Genomic DNA, 26,062 nt, shown 5'->3' with positions numbered 1-26,062 from the left:
TCCTTTTTTAATTCAGACGGATAGTATTGATTCTTACCTTTTCTAACACTCTCTAGACCGTGCTTATCAATGAGCCTTACCATATACTTAAGACCAGATTCATTGACTCCGAATTTTTGGCTGAGCATTGCCAAGTCCAGCCAGATTGCCTCAAGCGATAGATTTCAATTTTGTCTTCATACCGTAATTTCATAAGAAAAACACCCCAATCGTTAGATTTCTTGTCTAACATTTGGGGTGCAGTTCATTCGCGCTAGGGTTATTGTGTTTTTGAAAATAGATTTATCTAGAGTCAAGGTTGACTACAATTTTGTAATCTTAGTCTAAAATCAGAAATTTCTTGATAAAAGGAAAGAGTAGCAGTAGGGCGACTATACAGGCCAGGGTCTCGCCTAAGAAAGACGAGCCGTTGATGATGGATGAATATAGGAGAGCAGACTGTCCTTTCGGAGCATAGCTGCCCCAAAAGAGGATACCTGCGATAAAATGAATACAGTAGCGAGCCAGACTTCCGATGAGAACTCCTACTACCATAAGACTCAGGCTTTTGACGGTCTGATTTTTTTTCAGGCTTTGGTTAAGCCAGGGCTTGATTAGACCGGCAAAGCCAATCAGGCTAAAGGCAATAAAGTATTCTAGGAAACCTTGCCATAGGTTGAGCCAGCCTCCAGCTGCTTGCCCGAGAGCGACCTGGAGGATGCCCCAGATGAAACCGGCCATGATAGCAGGTTTGGCTCCTCGCCGAAAAGCGAGCAGAAAGATGGGGGTCATCTTGAAGGACAAGGAAATCCAGGGCCCGATGGCTAAAGGTTGCGTGAAAATATCCAGAACCATAGCTAAACCAGCGAAGATAGCAATTTCAGCTAGGTCTGCAACATGTGATCTTTGCATAAAAAAATCCTTCCTAACCCAGTTGGACTGGGCAAATGTCAATTGATTTGCCACAATCAAAACTGGGACGAGGAAGGTTAGCTCTCTCATCTCTGGTTTGCACATCCCTTACGCAGGCATTACCCTGTTCAGGTTCAAAGAGTTTAGGCCCCAGCTAGGAATCCTACCTAGCTGTCACCATTCTCAGCAAAAGCTCCTCTTGTGACATGGTCATAGTAACAGATAATCTGTTTAATTTCAAGCAGATTTAATAGCCTCCAGGAAACTTGAAATAAAACTGAAATAAAACTGAATTTTTTATAAAGCCTAGATTAAGCAATCATTTGCATTGACAATCACTAGATAAGTGTTATTATAGATAGTATTGTAACGAAACATTTCAGATGTTACAAAAATGTAAATTGGAGGGAATTATAATATGCAACGAAAAGAGACTTTTGGGTTTCGCAAAAGTAAAATCAGTAGGACCCTTTGTGGTGCCTTACTAGGAACTGCTATCTTAGCATCTGTAGCAGGTCAAAAGGCGCTCGCTGAAGAAACAAGTACCACTTCAACTTCGGGGGTTAATACCGCAGTCGTTGGGACGGAGACTGGGAATCCCGCCACCAACCTGCCTGACAAACAGGACAATCCAAGTTCGCAAGCCGAGACAAGTCAGGCCCAAGCCGGTCAAAAGACAGGGGCAATGTCAGTAGATGTGTCTACAAGTGAGCTTGACGAAGCTGCTAAAAGTGCCCAAGAAGCTGGTGTGACCGTTTCGCAGGATGCTACCGTCAATAAAGGGACAGTAGAAACTTCTGACGAAGCTAACCAAAAAGAAACCGAAATCAAGGATGACTACAGCAAGCAAGCAGCAGACATCCAAAAGACAACAGAAGACTATAAGGCAGCAGTGGCTGCCAACCAAGCCGAAACAGACCGCATCAATCAAGAAAACGCGGCTAAGAAGGCCCAATACGAACAAGATTTGGCGGCCAACAAGGCTGAAGTGGAACGGATCACTAATGAGAATGCGCAAGCCAAGGCCGATTACGAAGCTAAGTTAGCCCAGTATCAAAAGGACTTGGCCGCTGTTCAACAGGCCAACTCCGACAGTCAAGCAGCCTACGCCGCCGCTAAGGAAGCCTACGACAAAGAATTGGCTCGGGTGCAGGCCGCTAATGCCGCAGCTAAGAAGGCCTATGAAGAAGCTCTAGCCGCTAACACAGCTAAGAATGACCAAATCAAGGCAGAAAACGAAGCTATCCAGCAGCGCAATGCGCAAGCTAAAGCTGACTATGAAGCTAAGTTAGCCCAGTATGAGAAAGATTTAGCAGCTGCCCAGTCTGGCAATGCAGCTAATGAAGCTGACTACCAAGCTAAGAAGGCAGCTTATGAACAAGAGTTAGCGCGCGTGCAAGCCGCTAATGCAGCTGCCAAGCAGGCCTACGAACAAGCTCTAGCTGCCAACACGGCCAAGAACGCCCAAATCACGGCCGAAAATGAGGCTATCCAGCAGCGCAATGCGCAAGCTAAGGCTAACTATGAAGCTAAATTAGCCCAATATCAAAAGGATTTGGCCGCAGCTCAATCTGGTAACGCCGCTAATGAGGCAGACTACCAAGAAAAATTAGCAGCCTATGAAAAGGAACTGGCTCGTGTGCAAGCAGCCAATGCAGCTGCTAAGCAAGAATATGAGCAGAAAGTTCAGGAAGCTAATGCTAAAAATGCCGAAATTACGGAAGCCAACCGTGCTATCCGTGAACGCAATGCCAAGGCCAAGACAGACTATGAACTCAAACTGTCTAAGTACCAAGAAGAGCTTGCTCAGTACAAGAAGGACCTAGCGGAATACCCAGCTAAACTCCAAGCCTATCAAGATGAACAAGCCGCAATCAAGGCAGCTCTGGAAGAGTTGGAAAAGCACAAGAATGAAGATGGGAACCTCAGTGAGCCCTCAGCCCAGAGTCTGGTCTATGACTTGGAGCCCAATGCTCAGATTTCCCTAGTAACTGACGGGAAATTGCTGAAAGCATCAGCCCTTGACGAGGCCTTTAGCCATGATGAGAAAAATTATAATAACCATCTCCTACAACCAGATAATCTGAATGTGACCTATCTGGAGCAGGCTGATGATGTGGCCTCCTCAGTAGAGCTCTTTGGTAATTTCGGTGATAAGGCTGGTTGGACAACCACTGTCAGCAATGGTTCAGAAGTTAAGTTTGCCTCTGTCCTCCTCAAGCGTGGCCAGAGTGCTACAGCCACCTATACCAACCTAAAAAACTCTTACTACAATGGTAAGAAGATTTCTAAGGTGGTCTACAAGTATACGGTTGACCCTGACTCCAAGTTCCAAAATCCTACTGGTAACGTTTGGCTGGGCATCTTTACCGACCCAACCCTAGGGGTCTTTGCCTCAGCCTATACGGGTCAAAACGAGAAGGATACCTCTATCTTTATCAAGAATGAATTCACCTTCTACGATGAAGACGGTAATCCCATCGACTTTGATAATGCCCTCTTATCAGTTGCCTCCCTTAACAGGGAACACAATTCCATTGAGATGGCCAAGGACTACAGCGGTACCTTCGTTAAGATTTCTGGCTCATCCATTGGTGAAAAAAATGGCATGATCTATGCGACCGATACCCTCAACTTTAAAAAGGGTGAAGGCGGTTCCCTTCACACCATGTACACCAGAGCAAGTGAGCCTGGTTCAGGTTGGGACTCTGCTGATGCTCCTAATTCTTGGTATGGTGCTGGTGCTGTCAGAATGTCCGGCCCCAACAACTACATCACCTTGGGGGCAACCTCAGCGACCAATGTTCTCAGCCTAGCTGAAATGCCACAGGTACCTGGTAAGGATAATACTGCTGGTAAAAAACCAAATATCTGGTATTCCCTTAATGGTAAGATTCGGGCAGTCAATGTCCCTAAGGTGACCAAGGAAAAACCAACCCCACCAGTCGAACCAACTAAACCTGATGAGCCAACCTATGAGGTTGAAAAGGAGTTGGTGGACCTGCCAGTTGAGCCGAAATATGAGCCGGAACCAACGCCGCCAAGCAAGAATCCCGATCAATCTATCCCAGAGAAACCGGTCGAGCCAACCTATGAGGTTGAAAAAGAGTTGGAACCAGCACCGGTAGAACCAAGCTACGAAAAGGAACCAACCCCACCGACCAAGACTCCGGATCAATCCATTCCCGAGAAACCCGTTGAGCCAACCTATGAGGTTGAAAAGGAGTTGGAACCAGTACCTGTAGAACCAAACTACGAAAAGGAACCAACCCCACCTCAGTCTACCCCAGACCAAGAGGAACCGGAAAAACCCGTCGAGCCAAGCTACCAAAGCTTGCCAACCCCACCAGTTGAACCTGTTTATGAGACTGTCCCTGGCCCCGTCAGCGTGCCAACGGTTCGTTACCACTACTATAAACTAGCGGTCCAACCCGGCGTCACCAAGGAAATCAAAAACCAGGATGATCTGGATATTGACAAGACCCTGGTGGCTAAGCAGTCGACGGTTAAGTTCCAATTGAAGACAGCAGACCTGCCAGCCGGTCGTCCAGAAACGACCTCCTTTGTCTTGATGGATCCTCTGCCAAGCGGTTACCAACTTAATCTGGAAGCTACCAAGGTCGCCAGCCCAGGCTTTGAAGCTAGCTATGATGCCATGACCCATACGGTAACCTTCACCGCAACCGCTGAGACCTTGGCGGCGCTCAACCAGGATCTGACCAAGGCCGTGGCGACTATCTACCCAACAGTTGTGGGACAAGTCCTCAACGATGGCGCTACCTACACCAATAACTTCACCCTGATGGTCAATGATGCTTACGGTATTAAATCCAATATCGTTCGCGTGACCACACCAGGGAAACCTAACGACCCAGACAACCCAAGCAACAACTACATCACCCCGCACAAGGTCAACAAGAATGAAAACGGTGTGGTGATTGATGGTAAGTCCGTCCTAGCTGGTACCACCAACTACTATGAATTGACTTGGGACCTGGACCAATACAAGGGCGATAAATCGGCCAAGGAGATCATCCAAAAAGGCTTCTTCTATGTGGATGACTATCCTGAAGAAGCGCTGGACTTGCGCACCGACCTGATTAAGCTGACCGATGCCAACGGCAAGGCGGTCACTGGTGTCAGCGTGGCTGACTACGCCAGTCTGGAGGCCGCACCAGCAGCTGTTCAAGACATGCTCAAGAAGGCCAACATTATCCCTAAGGGAGCCTTCCAAGTCTTTACCGCTGACGATCCTCAGGCCTTCTACGATGCCTATGTGGTTACCGGAACTGACCTGACCATCGTCACTCCAATGACGGTCAAGGCCGAGATGGGTAAGACGGGTGGCAGCTATGAAAACAGGGCCTACCAAATAGACTTTGGCAATGGCTATGAATCCAACCTAGTGGTCAATAATGTGCCGAAAATTAATCCTGAAAAGGATGTGACCTTGACCATGGATCCAGCGGATAGTACCAATGTGGATGGACAGACCATCGCCCTCAATCAGGTCTTTAACTACCGTCTCATCGGTGGTATCATTCCAGCGGACCATGCCGAAGAGCTCTTTGAGTACAGCTTTAGCGATGACTATGACCAAACTGGAGACCAGTACACGGGCCAATACAAGGCCTTTGCCAAGGTTGACCTGACCCTCAAGGATGGTACAATCATCAAGGCGGGTACTGACTTGACTTCATATACAGAAGCGCAAGTTGATGAAGCTAATGGCCAAATTGTTGTGACCTTCAAGGAAGATTTCTTGCGGTCTGTGTCTGTAGACTCGGCCTTCCAAGCGGAAGTCTACCTACAGATGAAGCGGATAGCCGTCGGGACCTTTGCCAATACCTATGTCAATACGGTCAATGGAATTACCTATAGCTCTAATACGGTAAGGACCAGCACACCAGAGCCGAAGCAGCCAAGTCCAGTGGATCCTAAGACCACTACTACGGTAGTCTTCCAGCCTCGTCAGGGCAAGGCTTATCAGCCAGCGCCGCCAGCAGGAGCTCAATTGCCAGCCACAGGGGATAGTAGCAATGCTTACCTGCCACTTTTAGGCCTCGTAAGCCTGACTGCTGGCTTTAGCCTGTTAGGACTGCGCCGGAAGCAGGACTAAAGAATCCAACAAGAAAAAATGGGAAAGTTTGCCTTTCTCATTTTTTATATTCCCAGCTAGCTGAAGTAGTCAAGAAGTACTCTTAGAAAACCCTAGAGAACATTAGCTAACTTTTCCAAACCGATAGACGTTTATTTTAGTCTAAGTATGGTAAGTATGGTATAATAAGTAGGTTGCACAAGTGGGTGTAATACTCGATGAAAATCAAGACTTTTCAAACCATAGAGTTGCTTTGTCTATCAGACAGTGCTGATTTTCAAAGAGTATAATTTGTTTATTTTACTCGAAAATCAAGGGTCAACCTTAATTTTAAAGAGTATTCAAGCCTGATAAGGTAGCCTCGCACTGCCTTTTAGAAAGAAGAATTCATTGAAATTTACTGAATTACATTTAGCAGAAGATATTCTGCAAGCCGTTGAAAAAGCTGGTTTTGTTGAACCATCCCCTATTCAAGAGCTGACCATTCCTTTAGCCCTAGAAGGCAAGGATGTTATCGGTCAAGCCCAAACAGGGACTGGTAAAACTGCGGCCTTTGGCCTACCAACTCTCAACAAAATTGACATTGATAATAATGTCATTCAAGCCTTAGTCATCGCTCCAACGCGGGAATTGGCGGTTCAAAGCCAGGAAGAACTTTTCCGCTTTGGTCGTGAAAAGGGTGTTAAGGTCCGTTCGGTTTACGGCGGCTCCAGCATTGACAAGCAAATCAAGGCCCTGCGTTCAGGTGCCCACATTGTTGTCGGAACCCCTGGCCGTCTCCTAGACTTGATTAAACGAAAAGCTCTTAAGCTCAATCATATTGAGACCTTGATCTTGGATGAAGCTGATGAAATGCTCAATATGGGCTTCTTGGAAGACATTGAAGCCATCATTAGCCATGTGCCTGATGAGCGGCAAACTTTGCTCTTCTCAGCAACCATGCCGGATGCTATTAAGCGGATTGGTGTCAAGTTCATGAAAGAGCCTGAGCACGTCAAGATTGCTGCCAAGGAGTTGACCAGCGACAATGTTGAACAATTCTATATCCGAGTTAAGGAACGTGAAAAATTTGATACCATGACTCGACTGATTGATGTCGAACAGCCGGAATTGTCTATCGTCTTTGGTCGGACCAAACGTCGGGTGGATGAGTTGACACGTGGTCTCAAGCTGCGTGGATACCGAGCAGAGGGCATCCATGGGGACTTGGATCAAAACAAACGTCTGCGGGTTATTCGTGATTTTAAGAACGATAATCTGGACATCTTAGTAGCCACCGATGTCGCTGCCCGTGGCCTAGATATTTCTGGTGTGACCCATGTCTATAACTATGATATTCCCCAAGACCCAGAAAGCTATGTCCACCGGATTGGTCGGACAGGACGTGCCGGTAAGTCCGGTAAGTCTGTGACCTTCGTTTCTCCAAATGAAATGGGCTATCTCTCTATTATTGAGAATCTGACCAAGAAACGCATGAAAGGCCTCAAACCAGCCTCAGCTCAGGATGCTTTCCAAGCTAAGAAGGCTGTTGCCCTCAAGAAAATTGAACGAGACTTCTCTGATGAAAGTATTCGCTCCAACTTTGATAAATTCAAGGGTGATGCCCTTAAGTTGGCTGAAGAATTCTCACCAGAGGAATTGGCCCTCTATATCCTCAGCCTGACCGTGCAGGATCCAGAAACCATGCCTGAGGTGGAAATCTCTCGCGAGCGTCCTCTGCCCTTCAAACCATCCGGTGCTAATCGAGGCGACGGTAAAGGTGGCCGCAATAATAATCGTGGTCGTGGTGGCCGTGATCGTTACCGCCGTGATAATCGAGACGGCAATGGTCGCCGTGACTTCAAACGCAAGTCTAATAAGAATTTCAGGGACTTCGACAAGAAAGACAATAAGCGACCTCACCGCACCTCTAGCGAAAAGAAAAATGGCTTCGTTATCCGCAATAAGGGTGATCGCTAAACCTAGCTATAAATTATCGTAAAGGCTCAACCAAAAATGGTTGGGCCTTTTAAGTTCTTGGCGCTGGAGAAGCGGACTTAGAGGCAGCCCCGTCTAGAGTAGAGTGAAAAATATTTTCTATCATTAGTTAATCAAGAAGCAGGTAAGACAAGATAAGCAGAGGCCAAAAGACCCAATCATTAAAAAGACAGGAAAGGCTTACAAAATTACTTGCAAATGAATATAATAAGAGTGAAAAGCATATTTATATACAATCGACCTGTCTTAAGGAGGTGATTCTCATGCCAAGTCGTCAAGATAGACGTTCTACTAAGAAAACTAGCTCCCTTTGGAAGTGGCTAGCTAGCTTGCTAGGCCTCGTTCTAATCGTTTTAGCCGTTTTTGTTTTCACTGAGCAAAAAAGAACCAGTAGTCAAGGAGATAAGGAGACGAAAGTTGCTCAATCAGCGAAAGAGTCCGCTAACAAGGGCCAGTCAGCTTCTAGTTCCGCGGATTCCAATAGCACTACCAAGAAAAGTGGCCAATCTTCAGGTCAGGTCATCTCCAGTGACCTAGTCGGTACCTGGCAGGGTCAGACCCCCGTCAACAATTATGCTGTCACCATGACTTTTCAAGAAAATGGTCAGATTGATGTGACTATTGACTAAGATAATATTAGTCTCACGGTTGGTAGCTTGAAAGAAATCTCTTCTGGCCTCTATCTTTATCAGGACATCAGTCCAGCCGATCAATCCAGCTACTTATTACCAGGTGCTGAATTGGGTGGCACCGGTGGACCGATCAAATTCGGCTACGGTGTAAAGATTGATGGTGATACCATTAAACCAATCTTTTGGCAGATCCAACCTGACCAGGATTTCACAGCTGACAATATGTCCCAAGAGGCCGGTTACCATGGGGAATTCACGCTTAGTCGCAGTCAGTAAGAAAAATCAGATATAGAAAAAAGTAGTCCTACCAAAATGATAGGGCTACTTTTAGTTTAACTAAAGACCTGTACCAGGATACCACCCAGAATTAGGACGATGGCACCGCCCAGCCGGTTGGCCATTTGGGCGAAGGCAATCATTTCCATCCGGTCAGCGGCTGACAAGACAGCGATATTCCCAGTACCACCCATGGAGTTGTTAATCATACCAGCTCCAATGGCTGTTTCAACAGGGAAGAGGCCGAAAATCTTACCCAAGAACCAGCTAGCCAGTCCCATGGAGACAACAGAGGTCAGACTGAGAATGGCAAAGCTAGGCGTCATGGTCTTAAAGAGGATGCTCAAATCCATCATGGCGAGACCAATCCCAGCCAAGACAGCGTGGGTCAAATTGGTCATGATGACTTGATTGAACATGACCACGCAATCTTCCAAAGATTTTGGCACGGCATTGGTTGCCTTGAGAATGAAGACAACGATAATCATAAAGGCATAAGCGTGAACCTTGGGGACAAAGTTATTGAGGATAGCTCCGACTAGGGCAATCCCAAAGGCAAACAAGAGACCGACACCGATTTTACCAGCATCCAGTTCTAATTTTGGCTTTTCCAGTTCAGACTTATCCACATCAATCAGAACTCCGTGACCATTGTACTTGGTTTTAGCAAAGCTACGGGCCAGGATAATGGCTCCAATGATAGCAAAGAGATTCCCCAGAGTCGTTGCCGGTGCCAGCTGACTAAAGATGACCTGACTGTTTGTGTGCAGAGAACTAGCATAGATTTGCGAGAGCGGCGTAATCCCGGCCCCAACACCACCAGCCATCTGAGCCATGGAGATATAGAGGACCGAATGACCAAAGCCTTGGCCCAGAAGGACACCCATCCCACCGGTTGCCAGAAAACCAACGACCATAGTGACAAGAGAAATTGGAATAAAACGAGCGGAGGCCTTAACGAGGAGGTTGCGGTTCATCCCTAGGATGGCCCCACAAATCAGGGCAGCAATGTAGAAATCTAGGAAGCCCCTACCATTCATAAAAGTATTGGTGGCGGTCACTGCATTTTTGGGAATAATATGGAAGCTATTGAGCAGGGCCGCCAAGAGCAGGGTCATGACAGAGCCTCCACCTAGATAGGTGTTAAAGATTGGTGTCTTTTGTCCAATCCAGTAGAAGAGGTGGCCTAGCAGCACTAGCATAAAGGTAATGCCCAGCATATTTAGTGGCAGCTTACCCAGAGCGATTGCAATGGCCAAGATGACAACTAGACCCGCATAGAGGGGCAGGCTGACACCGGAAATTTTTATCTCATTGAGTTTTTTCATGATCGGTCGAAACCTCCAATTAGTATTGAGGATACCACTTGAGGTCACGAACAGCCTTGGCCATGTCAGTTTCCTTGGCTTGAGCAAGGCCTTGTTCTTGGGCCATCTTAGCAACAGCTTCAGCAACCTTGATAGAAACTTCAGCAACATATTGGAATGGTGGCAGAACAGGAGCCCCTGCTTGACCAGGATCAACCAGACCACTGAGAGAATGAGCAGCAGCACCAATCATTTCATCCGTCAGGAGCTTAGCTTCAGAAGCCAGCATACCAAGGCCAAGACCTGGGTAGATGAGAGCGTTGTTGGCTTGACCGATTTGATAGTCAACGCCCTTGTAGGAAACCGTTCCAGAAGGGACACCGGTTGCAACGAAGGCCTTGCCGTCTGACCATTCGATAACTTGTTCAGCGGTTGCTTCCAGTTTCTTAGTTGGGTTAGAAATTGGGAAGATAACTGGACGCTCAGTGTTTTGACACATAGCCTCAACCACTTCCTTGGTGAAGGCACCAGCATTGGTAGAAGTACCGACCAGGATAGTTGGCTTAACGGTCTTAATAACTTGAAGCAGGTCGGTCAGCTCATCAGCATTGGCAAAGTCCGCACGTTTCTTGGCAAATGGCTTTTGAGCTGGTGTCAAATCTTCCATGTCATCAAAGAGCAGGCCTTGTCGGTCAATCATAAAGAAGTGCTTGTAGGCTTCTTCTTCAGAAAGTCCTTCGGCTACCATTTCAGCGTGAACCCGTGAAGCAATACCAGCACCGGCAGAACCACCACCATAGCAGAGGTAAACTTGGTCCGTCAATTTTTCACCCGTAATGTCCAAGGAACCGAAGATACCACCAAGGACAACGATACCAGTTCCTTGAATATCATCGTTGAAGGTTGGAATGTCTTTCTTATACTTATCAAGAATGGTTGCGGCATTAGAGCGACCGAAGTCTTCCCAGTGCAGGTAGAGTTTAGGAAAGAGACTTTCTGCGGTTTGGACGAATTTATCGATGAAGTCGTAGTACTTGTCACCGCGCACCCGTTGGTGACGGTTACCCAGATACATGGGGTCATCCAAGAGTTCTTGGCGATTGGTACCGGCATCAATCACTAAAGGCATGACAGATACTGGGTCGATACCAGCAGCAGCGGTATAGACCATGAGTTTACCGACAGAGATATCCACCCCTTGGACACCCCAGTCACCGATACCCAGAATCCCTTCGGCATCGGTCGCCACAATCAAGCGAATATCACGGTCGCCAGCCGCATTTTTCAGGGTTTCTTCGATGTTTTCTGGATGGTTGATGTCCAAATAAGCTGCATATTGGGGGTCAACGAAGAGTTGGCTGTAGTTTTCAATGGTGTCAGCGATAGTTGGATCATAGACGATTGGGTTGAACTCAACAATATGTTGGTTGAAGAGGTAGTAGAAGAGGGTGCGGTTGGTATTGAAAATTTCCATCAAGAAAAGGCGTTTTTCCAAATCCGATGGCTTTTGCAGATAGTGCTGATAGGCTTGGTCAGCCTGTTCTTCAATCGTTTGAACATATGGGGGCAAGAGACCAATCAGGCCGTGTTCCTTACGTTCTTCCATAGTGAAGGCAGTTCCCTTGTTAAGAAAAGGGTTATTCAAAATGTCATGTGCTTTCATGAAAATTCTCCTCTGATAAATATATAATAGGATAACTCTTGACGAGTTGTCGCCCATTATAGTCCCCCTAAAATCTTATAGTCAAACAGAAGAATTATTATAAATATTATTTATAAGGAACTGGGCTTTGTGGTAAAATAGGGCTGGAGGCTCTCATGAATTTAAAAGATTTTCAGTATTTTCAAGAATTAGCCAAACTCAATTCCTTCACGGCGGTGGCCCAGTCTTTTAAGGTCAGCCAGCCCACCATTACCTATGCGGTCAAGAGGTTGGAAGATTATTTCAATTGTGACCTCTTCATTAAGGATCCCTCCCATCGCTCGGTAATTCTAACCCAGCAGGGGCAAACTTTAGCCCAGCATATTGAGCATATTTTAGAAGAAGTCAGCCAATCCAAGAAAGAAATTGAGCGTGCCAATCAAAAGGTCATCAAGCTTGGTTTCCCTCCTATTATCCGAGCTCGAATTCTCTCCCAGCTGATTGGCCGAGGGGCTGACCTCTCCTTTTTGTCGGCCTTTAGTATGGTGGGAGATGGATCGGTGGACCTCCTGCAAGAGTTGATTGCTGGGGACTTGGATTTCAGTCTCTTGGGCAGTCTTACTTTCCTGGAACATCCCAAGCTAGTTACCAAAGAACTCTACCAGCGGTCCTTTTATATTATGGTGTCAGAAAAACATCCTCTGGCCCAGAAAGAAAGCCTCTCCTTTCAAGAGGTTCTGAGCGAATCCTTTATCCTCTTGGATGAAGGCCACACCCATCTGGAGGCCTTTAAGCAGCTCAATGAAAAATACCATAACCAGGCCAAGGTCCTACTAAAACTGAGCGAGGCCTCCATGATTGGCCAGCTGGTGCGGGAGAACCTAGGCATCACCTTTCTCACCGATTTTGTCCTCTTTTCAGACATTGAGGGCCTAGTCAAAATCCCCCTTGTCCCCGAGGATAATTTCACCTTCCACGTCTCTTACGCCTATCCCAAAGCAGCTGTCCTAGCAGACGCTACCCAGCGACTGATTGAGCTCCTAGAGGCAGTTAAGGAGTGAAAAGGACAGGATTTGTTATGAAAAAACTTATTAAATCGACTCTAGATTAGAAAAAATGGCTTAATAAGTAAAAAAACTTTCCATCCTAGGTCGAAGATAAATTAGAGAAAAACTATGGTCTGTTTTTTCTTTTGCTTTGATAGAACAAAAAAATTGAAAATAAAACAAGGAGCAGGCACCTAGCCTACTCCTTATTCTTATGTTCTTGAATGTATTCTAATTTTTCGTCTCGAGTCTTGAGTTTGAATTTGGCTTCAGCTGACATGGCGGCGTTCTTGTGGTTGAAGGTCTCGTAATAGAGCAAGTCGACTGGCAAGCGTGACTTGGTGTATTTGGCTCCCTTACCGGCATTGTGGGTGGCCAGACGTTTGTCCAAATCGGTCGTATAACCCGTATAGAGGCTACCATCGGCACACTTGAGAACATACATATAGGCCTTGTGGTTGGGACCAAAATAGATGTCATGAATGGCATCGGTGTAGTCACCATTAGGCTTGTGAACAACCAGCGGTGGCAAAATCTTGAGCCCGTCCAAGGAGCCGTCCTTGATGGCCTCCACCAGAATCATATTGGCTTCCTTATCGGCCTTGGGATAGACGAATTGTACCCGCTTGGGGGCCAGCTTGTATTTTTCCAGAGTGTCCATGATTTCCAGAAAGCGATCTGGTCTATGGACCAGAGCCAAGCGTCCCTTTGTTTTCAGGGCCTGTTGGCTGACCTGACAAATTTCTTCAAGGTTGGTGGCAATTTCATGGCGAGCCAAGAGGTAGTGCTGGCTGGCATTTTTCTTAGAGGTCTTTGTCGCCTTGAAATAGGGTGGGTTGCAGAGAATCAAATCCACCCTCGAGCGAGGGGCGTGGTTCATGAGATTCTTCAAGTCATCATTGACCATGGTCACTTGATCGGACAGCCCGTTGAGCTCAATGGAGCGCTGGCCCATATCTGCCAGCCTTTCCTGCAGTTCCACCTCCATAATCTTGGCCTTGGTTTTGGTGGAAGCAAAGAGGCCAACCGCCCCGTTGCCAGAGCAGAGGTCAACAATCAGTCCCTTGGCAGGAAATTTGGGAAAACGAGAAAGCAGAACCGAATCCACTGAGTAGCTAAAAACTTCCTTGTTTTGAATAATTTTTACATCAGTTGAGAAGAGCTGGTCAATACGCTCCCCCTTGAGCAGATTTTTCTTAGTCATGGGAATTATTATAGCACGCTTTGCCCGCTAGGCCTAGGGCTGTAGTTTGTCGGGACTAGCAGACAGAGAAGCAGGAATGTTCAGCCTAAGAGCTGGCATCATAAATTTGACCAATCTTCTTGCCAATAAAAAACGATCCAGTAAATTTTCACCTAGCCAGCTGTGGGAGGAGAAGAGGTCATAGGCCATTATCGGAGGATTATGGACCATCATGGTTCTAGGGGGCAGGCAACCAGATCTTGAATCAGAAGAAAAAGTAAAGCAGGTGAAGAGCCCGGCCTGATTGGCTCAGTAGGCATTTATAGAAAGGCAGAAACCTATCATGAAGTACAATCTTTTTATTCTTTGGCTACTTTTGGTCATTTTAACGACCATTTTCAATAGGTGTTCCAAAAATGAGAAATTAAAGGCCCTATTTTCGGTCTCCCTATTCTTATTGATAATACTTCTAGCCCTCTATGCCCTGACTTGTTCTGGTCTTAGACGAAGGGGGCTATGGACCATATTTACTACTATCAGCTTCATGATGACTAAAGGATAAAAAAGTTGTTCCTATCTGACGAGTGTTAGGATGGATGGGGAGAACAAGTTCTATTGGCCAATTTTGCCTAGTCCCAAAGGGAACTAATAGTGTAAAAATCAAAGACGAAACTATAATTCAACCCTTGCTTTTTTGTTATTGTCTTGTAATTTGTTTAGTAGCTAAGGCCCCCATCTTTAGCATTAATTGTCAGAAAAATTTATGTTTTTTTTTATGGAATATTAACGTTCTAATTAAAGCTTCCGAGAAGGTCTTGATTGAGAAAAAATTAAGTGATAGGATGAGGGACGTAAAAGATTTCGTTGCTAGAGAGACTTGCTGAAACTCTGGTGATTTAGAATAAGGAGAATTTTATGAATACAGCAGCATTGGCTACCATGGCTTTTGATAAGTTTGAAGTAGCGGATAGACCAGTTCTTTCAAATATTGAAGGCGGAACTGATATGGATGGAGTCTTGCAAAATGCTGCTATTTCACTTGGTGCTTGTGGTACGGCTCTCGCTTTCGCAGCTACAGCTCCTCTTATAACAACTGTGGCCATTGGTGTTGGTATTGGAGCTATCTGTTTAGAGTACAAGTCTCTTTTGGATTAGCGGAAACTAATGTCTTAAATATCAGTTTAAATAGTTATGTTATCTTTATAAACATGGGGTAGATATATGTATACATCAAAATTAAATACTGTTGCATTTGATAATTTCGAAATCGTAAAAAATGATGATTTAAGAGAAAGAGCAGGTGGGGATGCATTTAGTGATGATATGTTAGACATGGGAGGATATGGTATTGCTGCGATGTCTACAGTTGCCTGTCCTCCTGCCTGTGCTCTTGCTGTTGCAGCTATGGGGGGACAAACAGCTAAGGGAATTTACGATTTGTATCAATCATACTGAGGTAAAAGTATTAAAATGAAAGATGATAGAAAACAAAATAAGTGGTCGCCTATTATTTTGTTATTAACGATGAGTCTCCTAAGTCTATATGCTTTTTGGTCTACTATGAAGTTATTCGCAATTATAGTTGCTGGCTTTTTTACTGTCTCAGCGATTGTCTTATTTTTTAGAAAAAAGTAAAGCCATTAATAATTTTTTTTACTTTATAGCATAGTTATAACTCCGATTCTATTTTTTGGTTTGGTTGCTTCTCTTGTTGTATTTGAGGAGATTATTGGTCACGAGGACCAGTCTCATGTCAATCTTGTCTTGCCAATTCCCCTGAGATTAAATCGCTTGTAAGCCAAACAAGTCTTAACTGCCCAAAGACTAATTTTCTACTCAAAATAAGGAGAATTTTCGTCTTATCGTAGAGTTATTGGAATGGCAAAATCAAAAAGGATTGATTTTGATTACTTTCGGAGAAATTTCAATTGATATAATGAAAGACATAAAAGGTTTACGGAATTATTGGAGGAGTATCAGCAATTCTTATCTTAGAAGTGCTTCGGCTCGTCAATCAGGAAAAAGGAAAATAAATGGAATGTGGCGATTTCTCATAGAGTAAGTGAATTTAGTTTCAGAGAATTAACTTGTTGGGGATAATCTTAATGAAATATCTTGTAATTTTTGTCCTTTGGATAATCTTGCTAGTTTTAGATACAATTTTTCAAAGGATTTCTAAGAACGATAAACTTAAAAGACTATCATCCGCTTCGGTCTGGTTAATAATAGTTTTGTTGGCTCTTTATGAGCTGTTTTGGTCCTAGGTTGAAGGGGGAATCTTTTATGGATGAAACTACTAAAAGTGCACTGCTAGGTCTGCTATCATCCCTTTGCCTTCTTATCATATTAGTCTTAATTCGCAGAAAAAAATAAGGCATTGGTCCAAAATAAACCCGCTTACAAGCTGCTAACCGTCCGTTTCAGAATCTAGCATCTGCTAGGTTCTTTTTTACTTTTTACTCATCTGCATAAGCTTTTCCACCCATTCTCGGCCAGCTCCTTTCCTTGATTTTTAGGGGGATTTGCTTTAGAATAGAAGGGCTGAATAAGAAACTGAGAGCGGGACAAAAATCGTGATTTTACCAAATCGATTTTGTCGTCCCGCCTCCGCACAGTTGATTAGGATGGCCACTATCCCGAAGGGGATAAGGACTTCCAATCAACCACTGCGTCAAAGGGCTTAGTCACTAAAATAGTGCAAATTTAGCTTTTTGTTTCAAGTGCAGAGGAGATAGATATGTTAACAAATGTCAAGAAACGTCCTGAGGTGCTCTCACCGGCTGGGACCTTGGAAAAATTAAAGGTTGCCGTTCTCTACGGGGCCGATGCTGTCTTTGTTGGTGGCCAACAGTATGGCCTACGTAGTCGAGCTGGTAACTTTAGCATGGAAGATATGCAAGAAGGGATTAACTTTGCCCATGAGCATGGGGCTAAGGTCTATGTAGCGGCCAATATGGTCACCCACGAAGGCAATGAGCAGGGAGCTGGCGCTTGGTTCCGCCAATTGCGAGACATGGGACTGGATGCGGTCATCGTCTCTGACCCAGCCCTGATTGAGATCTGTGCGACCGAGGCACCAGGTCTGGACATTCACCTGTCCACTCAGGCTTCAGCAACCAATGTTGAAACCTTCAAATTCTGGAGTAACTACGGTCTGACTCGGGTTGTTTTGGCTCGTGAAGTCAACATGGAAGAACTGGCTGAAATTCGTCGTCGGACCGATGTCGAAATTGAGGCCTTTGTCCACGGGGCTATGTGTATTTCCTACTCTGGTCGCTGTACTCTGTCCAACCACATGAGTCACCGCGATGCCAACCGTGGCGGTTGCTCCCAATCCTGTCGCTGGAAGTACGACCTCTACGATATGCCCTTCGGCCAAGAGCGTCACAGTCTCAAAGGTGAAATCCCCGAGGACTACTCCATGTCAGCCGTTGATATGTGTATGATTGAGCATATTCCCGACATGATTGAAAATGGCGTGGATAGCCTGAAAATCGAAGGTCGGATGAAGTCTATCCACTACGTCTCAACCGTAACTAACTGCTATAAGGCAGCGGTGGATGCCTATATGGAAAGTCCAGAAAAATTTGAGGCTATCAAGGAGGACTTGATTGACGAACTCTGGAAGGTGGCCCAACGCGAATTGGCTACTGGCTTCTATTACCAAACGCCAACTGAAAACGAGCAACTCTTTGGGGCCCGTCGCAAGATTCCTCAATATAAATTTATCGCCGAAGTTGTCTCCTTCAATGAAAAGACCATGACGGCCACCATCCGTCAGCGTAATGTTATCAAGGAAGGTGACCGGGTTGAGTTCTACGGTCCAGGCTTCCGTCATTTTGAAACCAATATCGAAGACCTGCACGATGCCGAAGGTAATAAGATTGATCGGGCACCAAATCCGATGGAGCTCTTGACCATTACGGTTCCTCAAGCGGTTCAACCAGGCGATATGGTTCGGGCCTGCAAGGAGGGACTGGTTAACCTCTATCAAAAAGATGGATCCAGCAAAACTGTCCGAGCTTGAGCTTAACTTTGGCCGGCAATTACGAATAAATAATTGAAGCTGTCCGCAAGGTCCAAGACTAGGAGTGCTGGGTGGCTTTATTTATCAATTAGCGACAGCCAGATAAGAGAGCCGATGATGCTTGATTATCTGGCTTAGTAAGAAGTTTAGGCAAACCACCCTAGTGATTGCCGTCAGCCAGCTCTTGTATGGACAAGAAGGTGGCTTTGCTCCGTGGTATCTTATGAAAGGACAAATTTATGGCAGAATTTACATTTGAAATTGAGGAGAAACTGTTGGTTCTCTCAGAAAACGACAAGGGTTGGACCAAGGAACTTAATCGGGTCAGCTTCAATGGTGCTCCAGCCAAGTACGACATCCGCTCTTGGAGCCCCGACCACACCAAGATGGGCAAGGGAATCACCTTGACCAATGAAGAATTTAAGGCCTTGGTGGAAGCCTTCAAAAATTAAAGAAAAGGTGACCCTGCTCATGGAGCAGTGGTCACTTTTTTTGCAGTGACAAGCCTGCTTCCAGCAACTTTCTACCCAAAAAGTCAGATAATGTGCCCGTCCTAATTACTGGGCTCCCATGAGGCTTCCTAGCTTGAGGCACTTGGGGTTTAAGTAGGTCTGCTTGGTTTGGTGACTGTCAGCTAGAAAAACAGTCAATTTCCTAGCTGGGTGGCTCCATTCTAGGCCTTGCAACAGTATTATCTTGAAAAACTTTCTGAAAGAGGTTACAATATGGGAAAGTATGCCAAGAAAAAGGAATAAGTAGCAAATGAAAGATTTTGAGGATGATTACAGACAGGATATCGGGAAAAGCGGTGTCCAAGGTCTGGGTGACCCACGAGTTAAAAAGGAACTGGAAGATCGTGTGACCCGTCTACAAGATGCCCTAGTGACAGCTGATGATGATCAATCCCGTCAGGAAATTCAATTTCTTTTGGACCGAGCAAAAGGCGATTATCAAAAGTACATCACGGCTGAAAAACGAATGGTGCAAAAGATTCGTTATGATATGCGTTTACAGGATACCTACGAAAAAAAGAAGAAGAAGCAAACCTTGATTATCATTGCTTCTACTGTGGGTGTGCTACTCTTAGTGCTATTTATTTTTCTGCATTTCAGAGCCTCTCATCGGGCTGCGCAAAATGAAGCCACTGCTAAGGCCGCCTTCCAGCATAAGTCCAGTCAGGCAGATTCCAAACCAGATGCTGATGATAAGCTGGGCGACGACGAACTTCTTCCTAAAAACCTCATCGGCACTTGGACAGGAACGCAAGGGGGAGCGACCGTAACCCTGACTTTTGCTGAAGATGGAACGGTGACGGTTAATACCCAAGTCAGCGATGGCAGCTACACGCAGAATTCTGGGGTTATCACTTCGACCCTTTCAGTTGATGATACGACTTTTAGAATCGTTAATGCTTCAGGGAATGTTTTTCCAGGACAATTAACCCTAAATTCAGGCTACGACCTTGGCTATAAACTCAGCGATGACGGCAAGATCCTCTATCCTATCCAGTGGGAGAACCAAGATGGCCAGGATATCGACTACAGCCAATACAAGTATGATAAAGATAATGCTTTCACCAAATCAGAATAAACGATCATAGAGCTAGCCAGTCAGGCTAGTTTTTTCTATAGCTCTTAACAAGACAAGTTATTTTTAACGAAGTAGAGTTTAGAGCTATTGATGCAGTTTGGGCGTTAGCGGAAACTACGTTCCTTAACCATCTCTAGCGATTGCCGAAATCAGAGCTTATGAGAATTGATAAAACGTTTGTTGCTATACTTGATTAATTTTAAGAGGCAGAAAGTCCTAATGGCTGAAAGAGGAGAGGAGTTTTTATACTTTTTGCGACCTTGTTTAGAAATCAAGGCTGAGTCGAGAGGCTGACTATTGAAATCCAAAAGCTGGCAATACAGAGAACTGAAAGGGTTAAGGCCTTCTGTTGTTTTCAACTTTCTTTCGATTCTGTATAAATTTAAAGCAATTCTCTTAATTAAGCTTCATTTTATACATTTTCATGGCTCTCTGAGACAAAATTTGCTATAATATAAACTAACATTCGCTGTTAAAATCAATTGGGAGGTAGCACTTGTCAGATTATTTGTCAGTCAGTTCCCTGACTAAATATCTTAAGTTAAAATTTGACCGAGATCCTTATCTGGAGCGAGTTTACTTGACAGGGCAGGTATCCAATTTCCGCAAGCGGCCCAACCATCAATATTTCTCGCTTAAGGATGAGAAGGCCGTCATCCAGGCAACTATCTGGGCAGGTGTTTTTCGCAAGCTGGGCTTTGAGCTTGAAGAGGGCATGAAAATCAATGTTGTCGGTCGTGTCCAGATCTACGAGCCCAATGGTTCCTATTCTATTATTATCGAGCGGGCCGAGCCAGATGGTATTGGAGCCCTGGCGGTTCAATTTGAACAGCTCAAGAAAAAATTGACCCAGGCAGGCTATTTTGCGGCTGAGCACAAGCAGGCCCTGCCTCAATTTGTCAAGAAAATCGGTGTGGTCACTAGTGCCAGCGGGGCCGTAATTCGTGACATCATCACGACAGTCAGCCGGCGGTTTCCGGGCGTGGAGATTCTGCTCTTTCCCACCAAGGTTCAAGGGGAAGGCAGTGCCCAGGCTGTGGCTGAAAATATTGCCACGGCCAACCAACGGGATGACTTGGACCTCCTGATTATCGGTCGGGGAGGTGGTTCCATTGAGGACCTCTGGGCCTTCAATGAAGAAGTGGTGGTTCAGGCCATCTTCGAATCCCGCCTGCCAGTCATCTCTAGTGTCGGTCACGAAACAGATACCACTCTGGCAGACTATGTGGCCGATAGGCGGGCAGCGACTCCGACAGCGGCGGCTGAATTAGCTACCCCTGTGACCAAGGCAGACATTCTAGCCTGGTTGCGTGAGACTGGTCAGCGGGCCTACCAGGCCACTAATCGCAGAATTCGGCAGGAGGGTGAGCACTTAGCCAAGCTCAACCAATCGGTTATCTTTCGTCAACCTGAGCGGCTCTACGATGCTCATACCCAGAAGCTAGATCGCTTGACAGTTGATTTGACCAACCAGATGCGCTACCGCTTGAATCAGGCTCAGCAGGAGCAGGGCTTGCTCAGTCAGAGACTGACCAGCCTTGATTTAGGAGGACGCTTAGAGCGGCAAAGGGAGCGATTGAGCCAGCAGGAACGCCTGCTCAAGGCCAATATGGCCAATCAGTATGACAGCCTTCTGGCCCGATTTGAGAAGGCCCAAGATGCCCTGATTTCTCTAGATACCAGTCGGATCGTGGCTCGGGGCTATGCCATTGTCCAAAAAGATAAGAAAGCAATCACCAGTGTTAAAGACATGAAGCAGGGCGACCAGCTGACCCTGCAGATGAAGGATGGTCAAGTAGAAGTAGAGGTAGAAAATGCCAAGCAAGAAGAAAACATTTGAAGAAAATTTACAGGACCTTGAAGCCATTGTCACCAAGTTAGAAAACGGCGATGTTCCTTTGGAAGAAGCCATCGCAGAATTTCAGAAAGGCATGGTGCTCTCTAAGGACCTGCAAAAGACTCTAGAGGATGCTGAAAAGACCTTGGTTAAGGTTATGCAGGCCGATGGTAGCGAAGCAGAGATGGAAACCAATGGATAAACGTGAAAAAATTGCTACTGTCCTAAGCAGCTTCTATGATCAAGAACAGGTCTCGCCAAGGTTGCAAGAAGCCATTCTCTATTCGGTTCATGCGGGTGGTAAACGGATTCGTCCTTTGATACTGCTTGAGACCTTAGAAGGTTTCGGAATTGAGCTGCAGGAAGCCCACTATCAGGTGGCGGCAGCCTTGGAGATGATTCATACAGGCAGTCTGATTCATGACGACCTGCCTGCCATGGATGATGATGATTATCGCCGGGGTCGTCTGACCAATCATAAGCAGTTTGACGAGGCAACAGCCATTCTAGCGGGGGACAGTCTCTTTCTCGATCCCTATGGCTTGATTGCCCAGGTTGATTTGCGACCTGACCTTGCTCTGAGGGTGATTGCTGAGCTCTCCCAGGCTTCTGGGACCTTGGGGATGGTTGGCGGTCAGATGCTGGATATTGAGGGGGAGGAGCAAGACCTGACTCTGGAGCAGGTTTATGCCATTCACAGTCATAAGACGGGTAAACTCTTAGCCTTTCCCTTTAAGGCAGCAGGTATCATGGCCGAGCAGGATTCAGAAACCCTAGATAAGTTAGAAGAGGTTGGACTGCTAGTTGGGACAGCCTTCCAGGTTCGTGATGACATTCTTGATGTAACGGCTTCTTTTGAAGATTTAGGTAAGACCCCGCAGAAGGATTTGGCAGCTGAAAAGGCTACTTATCCCAGTCTACTGGGGCTTGAACAATCCTACACTATCTTGAATGACTCCCTTGATAAGGCGAGAGCTATTTTCCGCCAACTAGAAGCGGACAAGGGTTTTAAGCCTGAAAAAATTATTGAGATACTAGAAAGGTTGCGTCTTCATGCCTAAGGAAAGAGTCGATGTGCTTGCCTTCAAACAAGGCCTCTTTGATACCAGAGAGCAGGCCAAGCGTGGTGTTATGGCTGGTCTAGTTGTAGGTCTCCTTGATGGCCAACGCTTTGACAAGCCAGGCGAAAAGATTGTCGATGACACAGAGCTTAGGCTCAAGGGGCAAAAGCTCAGGTATGTCAGCCGAGGTGGTCTCAAATTGGAAAAGGCTCTCCAGGTCTTCAACCTTTCTGTCGCAGGTCTGACGACCCTTGATATTGGGGCATCGACTGGTGGTTTCACCGATGTCATGTTGCAAAATGGGGCCCACTTGGTCTACGCTGTTGATGTCGGCACCAATCAGTTGGTCTGGAAACTCCGTCAGGATCCTCGGATCATCAGCATGGAGCAGTACAATTTCCGCTATGCCCAGATCCAAGATTTCACTCAGGGTCTGCCTAGCTTTGCTAGCATTGATGTTAGTTTCATCTCCCTCAAGCTTATCCTGCCTGCCTTGGCTGACCTTTTGAGAGAGGGAGACCAGGTGGTAGCCCTCGTTAAGCCACAATTTGAAGCGGGCCGCTCGCAAATCGGCAAGCATGGTATTGTCAAGGATAAGGTGGTCCATCTTGCGGTCCTAGAGCAGGTGACGGATTTTGCCCTAGATGATGGTTTTACGGTTAAGGATCTAGATTTTTCTCCCATTCAGGGAGGTCATGGCAATATTGAATTTTTGCTCAACCTAGAAAAATCGGCCCAACCTCAAAATCTAGTACAAGCTGATATTTTAGCAACTGTAGAAAAAGCACACGAGGAATTTAAAAAGAATGAAGAAACATGAACGTTTAGAGCTTCTGCGTAAGATTGTTTTAGAAAATGAAATCGAAACCCAGCACGATTTGGTGGCCAAGCTAGAGGCCCACGGTCTCAAGTCGACCCAGGCGACAATTTCGCGTGACATCAATAGTCTGGGCATCATCAAGGTGCCGGGTAAGTCGGGCAAGTATGTCTATGGCCTTTCCAAGGAATCAGCCCGCAAGTTGCTGACTCCTCTGCAACAGGCCTGTGAGAATATTACCGACCTATCCGAACAAGTCAAGGGTCTGGAGCAAATGATAGCCATCTCAGTCGTGCCAGGTAATACCAGATACCTCAAACGCCTTCTAATGAAGGACTACCAAGAGGAGATTTTTAGTATTATTGCTGACGATGATGCGATTTTACTAATTATGAAATCGGCCAAGCAGGCTAAGGAATTAGGCCAAGATTTACGCAATTGGATGCAGCAACACCATTGATTGAGGAAAGCCTATGTTATTAGAAATTTCCATTAAGAATTTTGCCATCATTGAAGAAATTTCTCTCAATTTTGAAAAAGGAATGACGGTCCTGACCGGGGAAACCGGTGCCGGGAAATCCATCATTATTGATGCCATGAATATGATGCTTGGGGCAAGGTCTAGTACCGAGGTAATTCGTCACGGAGCCCCCAAGGCAGAAATTCAGGGCTTTTTCACGGTGGAAAAAAGTCCTGCCCTCAGCCAGGTCCTTGAAGAACATGGGATTGATTTTAGAGATGAGCTGATTATCCGCCGAGAAATTTTTCAAAATGGTCGCAGTGTCAGCCGTATCAATGGCCAGATGGTCAACCTTTCCACCCTCCGCTCGGTCGGCCAGTACCTGGTGGATATTCACGGCCAGCATGACCAGGAAGAATTGATGAAGGCTCCTCAACACATCAAGCTTCTAGATGAGTTTGGTGATGAAGAATTTCAAGCCATCAAGTCAACCTATCAAACCACCTTTGATGCCTACCGCAGCCTTCGTAAACGTGTTATTGACAAGCAGAAAAATGAGCAGGAACATAAGGCACGGATTGAGATGCTGGAATTTCAGCTGGCCGAGATTGAAGCGGCTGACCTCAAGCCTGGGGAAGACGATCAGCTCAATCAAGAGCGGGATAAATTACTGAACCACAAGAATATTGCGGATACACTGACCAATGCTTATACCATGCTGGACAATGAAGATTTTTCCAGTCTAGCCAATGTTCGCTCAGCCATGAATGACCTCCAGACCATTGAGGACTTTGACCCAGACTATAAAGAGGTCGCGACCGGTCTAGCTGAAAGCTACTATGTCTTGGAGGATGCCAGCAAGCGTCTATCCGATATTATCGACAATCTTGATTTTGATGGCAATCGTCTCAATGTCATTGATGACCGTCTCAATGTTATCAATACCATTACCCGAAAGTACGGGGGCAAGGTTGATGATGTCTTGGATTACTTTGCGACTATCAGCAAGGAATATGATCATCTGACTGGTAACGACTTAGACTCCGATGATTTAGAGGGTCAGCTCAAGGCTCTGGAAAAGGAACTGCTGACTTCTAGTCAGGTCTTGTCTGATAAAAGACATGACCTAGCTCAGATTCTAGAAAAAGAGATTAAGCATGAGTTGACAGACCTTTACATGGAAAAGGCTGACTTCCAAGTTCAGTTTAGTAAGGCAAAGTTTAGCCATGAAGGCAATGAGCATGTCGAGTTTTACATTTCAACCAACCCTGGAGAAGGCTTTAAACCGCTGGTTAAGGTAGCTTCTGGTGGAGAATTGTCCCGGCTTATGTTGGCCATCAAATCAGCCTTTGCCCGCAAGGAAGACAAGACCTCTATCGTCTTCGACGAGGTTGACACGGGCGTGTCCGGCCGGGTTGCTCAGGCTATTGCCCAGAAGATTCATAAGATTGGTAGTCATGGTCAAGTCTTGGCCATTTCTCACCTGCCCCAAGTGATTGCCGCAGCTGACTATCAATTCTTTATTGAAAAGGAAAGCAAGGATGACTCGACAGTTTCAACTGTCCGTCTCCTAACCGCAGAAGAAAGAGTAGAGGAGATCGCCAAAATGTTAGCTGGTGATCAGGTCACTCAGGCAGCATTAAGCCAGGCCGAAGAACTTTTAAAATAGAAAATTTGCTTGAACGACTAAAAAGATTGATGGCCTCTCATCGGTCTTTTTAAATTCGCCAAATTTCAAGTCTAAGTTAGCCAGCAGATAAAACTTCTCTGAGGGATTTGTAATCCAGTATTTTCTTCGGATAGTTGTTTATCCAATTTTCAATGACTGCGACTTCTTGTGGAGTCGCATTTTTGCTTCCCTTGGGTGACTAACGACGGATGAGCCTATTGTGATTCTCATTGGTGCCCCGCTCCCAAGAATAAGGGTGGGCGTAATAGATGTGCTCAGGGTCAAAAACATCCGATAAGCGACTAAACTCTGTCCCGTTATCAGCTGTGATGGAGTTAATCTGGTACTCTTGTAGAATTGCTCTCAAAGCCTGATTGACTGAACTTGCCGACTTGTCGGGTATGAGACGGATGATTTGATAGCGACTCTTTCGGTCGGTTAAGATCCGTAAACACTCGTTTTTAGCCCGTGTCTGAATGACCGTATCCATTTCAAAATCACCTAGATTCTCACGCCTATTCATGCTTTCAGGACGTTCCTCAATGGATT

21 protein-coding genes and 2 pseudogenes are annotated in these 26,062 nt (G+C 45.8%); 17 read left to right on the top strand and 6 right to left on the bottom strand.

What is annotated here, in order from left to right; translation table 11 throughout:
* Together BS63_RS1000000112320 and thiT are read right to left on the bottom strand one after the other, a co-directional pair.
* Positions 1-193, bottom strand: a pseudogene (locus tag BS63_RS1000000112320) (IS3-like element ISLgar1 family transposase); the annotation flags it as partial.
* Between the two features lie 125 nt (positions 194-318).
* Positions 319-891, bottom strand: coding sequence for an energy-coupled thiamine transporter ThiT (gene thiT / locus BS63_RS0108780; protein ID WP_019792648.1), 573 nt, complete (start codon positions 889-891; stop codon positions 319-321).
* Positions 892-1,309: 418 nt separating this feature from the next.
* On the opposite strand from thiT, the gene BS63_RS0108775 reads away from it, so the two are divergent.
* The 4 genes from BS63_RS0108775 to BS63_RS0108760 all read left to right on the top strand — a co-directional run bounded on the left by BS63_RS0108775 (position 1,310) and on the right by BS63_RS0108760 (position 8,874).
* The gene (locus BS63_RS0108775) at positions 1,310-6,010 is read left to right on the top strand and encodes an antigen I/II family LPXTG-anchored adhesin (protein WP_028798548.1); all 4,701 of its coding nucleotides are present in this window, start codon (positions 1,310-1,312) and stop codon (positions 6,008-6,010) included.
* 369 nt (positions 6,011-6,379) lie between these two features.
* Positions 6,380-7,948, top strand: a complete 1,569-nt coding sequence (cshA, locus tag BS63_RS0108770; RefSeq protein ID WP_002962157.1) for a degradosome RNA helicase CshA — start codon at positions 6,380-6,382, stop codon at positions 7,946-7,948.
* A gap of 281 nt (positions 7,949-8,229) precedes the next feature.
* Positions 8,230-8,595, top strand: coding sequence for a hypothetical protein (locus tag BS63_RS0108765; RefSeq protein ID WP_019771068.1), 366 nt, complete (start codon positions 8,230-8,232; stop codon positions 8,593-8,595).
* Positions 8,596-8,622: 27 nt separating this feature from the next.
* Complete coding sequence (locus tag BS63_RS0108760; RefSeq protein ID WP_002962150.1) at positions 8,623-8,874, top strand: hypothetical protein; 252 nt, start codon at positions 8,623-8,625, stop codon at positions 8,872-8,874.
* A gap of 56 nt (positions 8,875-8,930) precedes the next feature.
* Here BS63_RS0108760 and BS63_RS0108755 read toward each other — a convergent pair whose 3' ends face one another.
* Both BS63_RS0108755 and BS63_RS0108750 read right to left on the bottom strand, forming a co-directional pair.
* Positions 8,931-10,202: a 2-hydroxycarboxylate transporter family protein gene (locus BS63_RS0108755; RefSeq protein WP_019773104.1), complete on the bottom strand. Its 1,272-nt coding sequence runs from the start codon at positions 10,200-10,202 to the stop codon at positions 8,931-8,933.
* A gap of 19 nt (positions 10,203-10,221) precedes the next feature.
* Positions 10,222-11,844 carry a malolactic enzyme gene (locus tag BS63_RS0108750; protein ID WP_019770346.1) on the bottom strand — a complete coding sequence of 541 codons (1,623 nt, stop codon included), beginning with the start codon at positions 11,842-11,844 and terminating at the stop codon, positions 10,222-10,224.
* 155 nt (positions 11,845-11,999) lie between these two features.
* On the opposite strand from BS63_RS0108750, the gene BS63_RS0108745 reads away from it, so the two are divergent.
* Positions 12,000-12,884 carry a LysR family transcriptional regulator gene (locus BS63_RS0108745; RefSeq protein WP_002962146.1) on the top strand — a complete coding sequence of 295 codons (885 nt, stop codon included), beginning with the start codon at positions 12,000-12,002 and terminating at the stop codon, positions 12,882-12,884.
* Positions 12,885-13,068: 184 nt separating this feature from the next.
* On the opposite strand, the gene BS63_RS0108740 is transcribed toward BS63_RS0108745, so the two are convergent.
* Positions 13,069-14,073 (bottom strand): GIY-YIG nuclease family protein, encoded by a 1,005-nt coding sequence (locus BS63_RS0108740; protein ID WP_002962145.1) that lies wholly within the window; start codon positions 14,071-14,073, stop codon positions 13,069-13,071.
* Positions 14,074-14,967: 894 nt separating this feature from the next.
* Between BS63_RS0108740 and BS63_RS0108730 the strand changes: the two genes are divergently transcribed.
* The 12 genes from BS63_RS0108730 to recN all read left to right on the top strand — a co-directional run bounded on the left by BS63_RS0108730 (position 14,968) and on the right by recN (position 25,513).
* Positions 14,968-15,207, top strand: a complete 240-nt coding sequence (locus tag BS63_RS0108730; protein WP_002962143.1) for a hypothetical protein — start codon at positions 14,968-14,970, stop codon at positions 15,205-15,207.
* A gap of 66 nt (positions 15,208-15,273) precedes the next feature.
* Positions 15,274-15,507, top strand: a complete 234-nt coding sequence (locus tag BS63_RS0108725) for a hypothetical protein (RefSeq protein ID WP_002962142.1) — start codon at positions 15,274-15,276, stop codon at positions 15,505-15,507.
* 418 nt (positions 15,508-15,925) lie between these two features.
* Positions 15,926-16,114, top strand: a complete 189-nt coding sequence (locus BS63_RS1000000112435; protein WP_028798547.1) for a hypothetical protein — start codon at positions 15,926-15,928, stop codon at positions 16,112-16,114.
* Between the two features lie 675 nt (positions 16,115-16,789).
* Positions 16,790-18,079 carry a peptidase U32 family protein gene (locus BS63_RS0108710; RefSeq protein WP_028798546.1) on the top strand — a complete coding sequence of 430 codons (1,290 nt, stop codon included), beginning with the start codon at positions 16,790-16,792 and terminating at the stop codon, positions 18,077-18,079.
* Positions 18,080-18,318: 239 nt separating this feature from the next.
* Entirely contained in the window at positions 18,319-18,531 is a 213-nt protein-coding gene (locus BS63_RS0108705) for a YdbC family protein (protein ID WP_002963105.1), read from the top strand.
* 310 nt (positions 18,532-18,841) lie between these two features.
* The gene (locus BS63_RS0108695; RefSeq protein ID WP_002963104.1) at positions 18,842-19,669 is read left to right on the top strand and encodes a hypothetical protein; all 828 of its coding nucleotides are present in this window, start codon (positions 18,842-18,844) and stop codon (positions 19,667-19,669) included.
* A 496-nt stretch (positions 19,670-20,165) separates the two neighbouring features.
* Positions 20,166-21,509, top strand: coding sequence for an exodeoxyribonuclease VII large subunit (gene xseA, locus BS63_RS0108685; protein ID WP_028798545.1), 1,344 nt, complete (start codon positions 20,166-20,168; stop codon positions 21,507-21,509).
* Positions 21,484-21,708 (top strand): exodeoxyribonuclease VII small subunit, encoded by a 225-nt coding sequence (locus tag BS63_RS0108680; protein ID WP_002963102.1) that lies wholly within the window; start codon positions 21,484-21,486, stop codon positions 21,706-21,708. The genes xseA and BS63_RS0108680 overlap by 26 nt, the downstream gene beginning before the upstream one ends.
* Positions 21,701-22,567, top strand: coding sequence for a polyprenyl synthetase family protein (locus BS63_RS0108675; RefSeq protein WP_002963101.1), 867 nt, complete (start codon positions 21,701-21,703; stop codon positions 22,565-22,567). Before BS63_RS0108680 ends, BS63_RS0108675 begins: the two co-directional genes overlap by 8 nt.
* Positions 22,560-23,387, top strand: coding sequence for a TlyA family RNA methyltransferase (locus tag BS63_RS0108670; RefSeq protein WP_002963100.1), 828 nt, complete (start codon positions 22,560-22,562; stop codon positions 23,385-23,387). Before BS63_RS0108675 ends, BS63_RS0108670 begins: the two co-directional genes overlap by 8 nt.
* Positions 23,374-23,844: an arginine repressor gene (locus tag BS63_RS0108665; RefSeq protein ID WP_002963099.1), complete on the top strand. Its 471-nt coding sequence runs from the start codon at positions 23,374-23,376 to the stop codon at positions 23,842-23,844. Before BS63_RS0108670 ends, BS63_RS0108665 begins: the two co-directional genes overlap by 14 nt.
* A gap of 13 nt (positions 23,845-23,857) precedes the next feature.
* Positions 23,858-25,513: a DNA repair protein RecN gene (gene recN / locus BS63_RS0108660; RefSeq protein WP_002963098.1), complete on the top strand. Its 1,656-nt coding sequence runs from the start codon at positions 23,858-23,860 to the stop codon at positions 25,511-25,513.
* A 76-nt stretch (positions 25,514-25,589) separates the two neighbouring features.
* Here recN and BS63_RS1000000111415 read toward each other — a convergent pair.
* Positions 25,590-26,062, bottom strand: a pseudogene (locus tag BS63_RS1000000111415) (IS30 family transposase); the annotation flags it as partial.

Source organism: Streptococcus sobrinus DSM 20742 = ATCC 33478 (assembly GCF_000686605.1).
In the GTDB taxonomy this organism is placed as follows: Bacteria; Bacillota; Bacilli; order Lactobacillales; family Streptococcaceae; genus Streptococcus; species Streptococcus sobrinus.
Note: the sequence above shows the minus strand (reverse complement) of the source record. Positions and strands in the feature narration are given on the sequence as shown.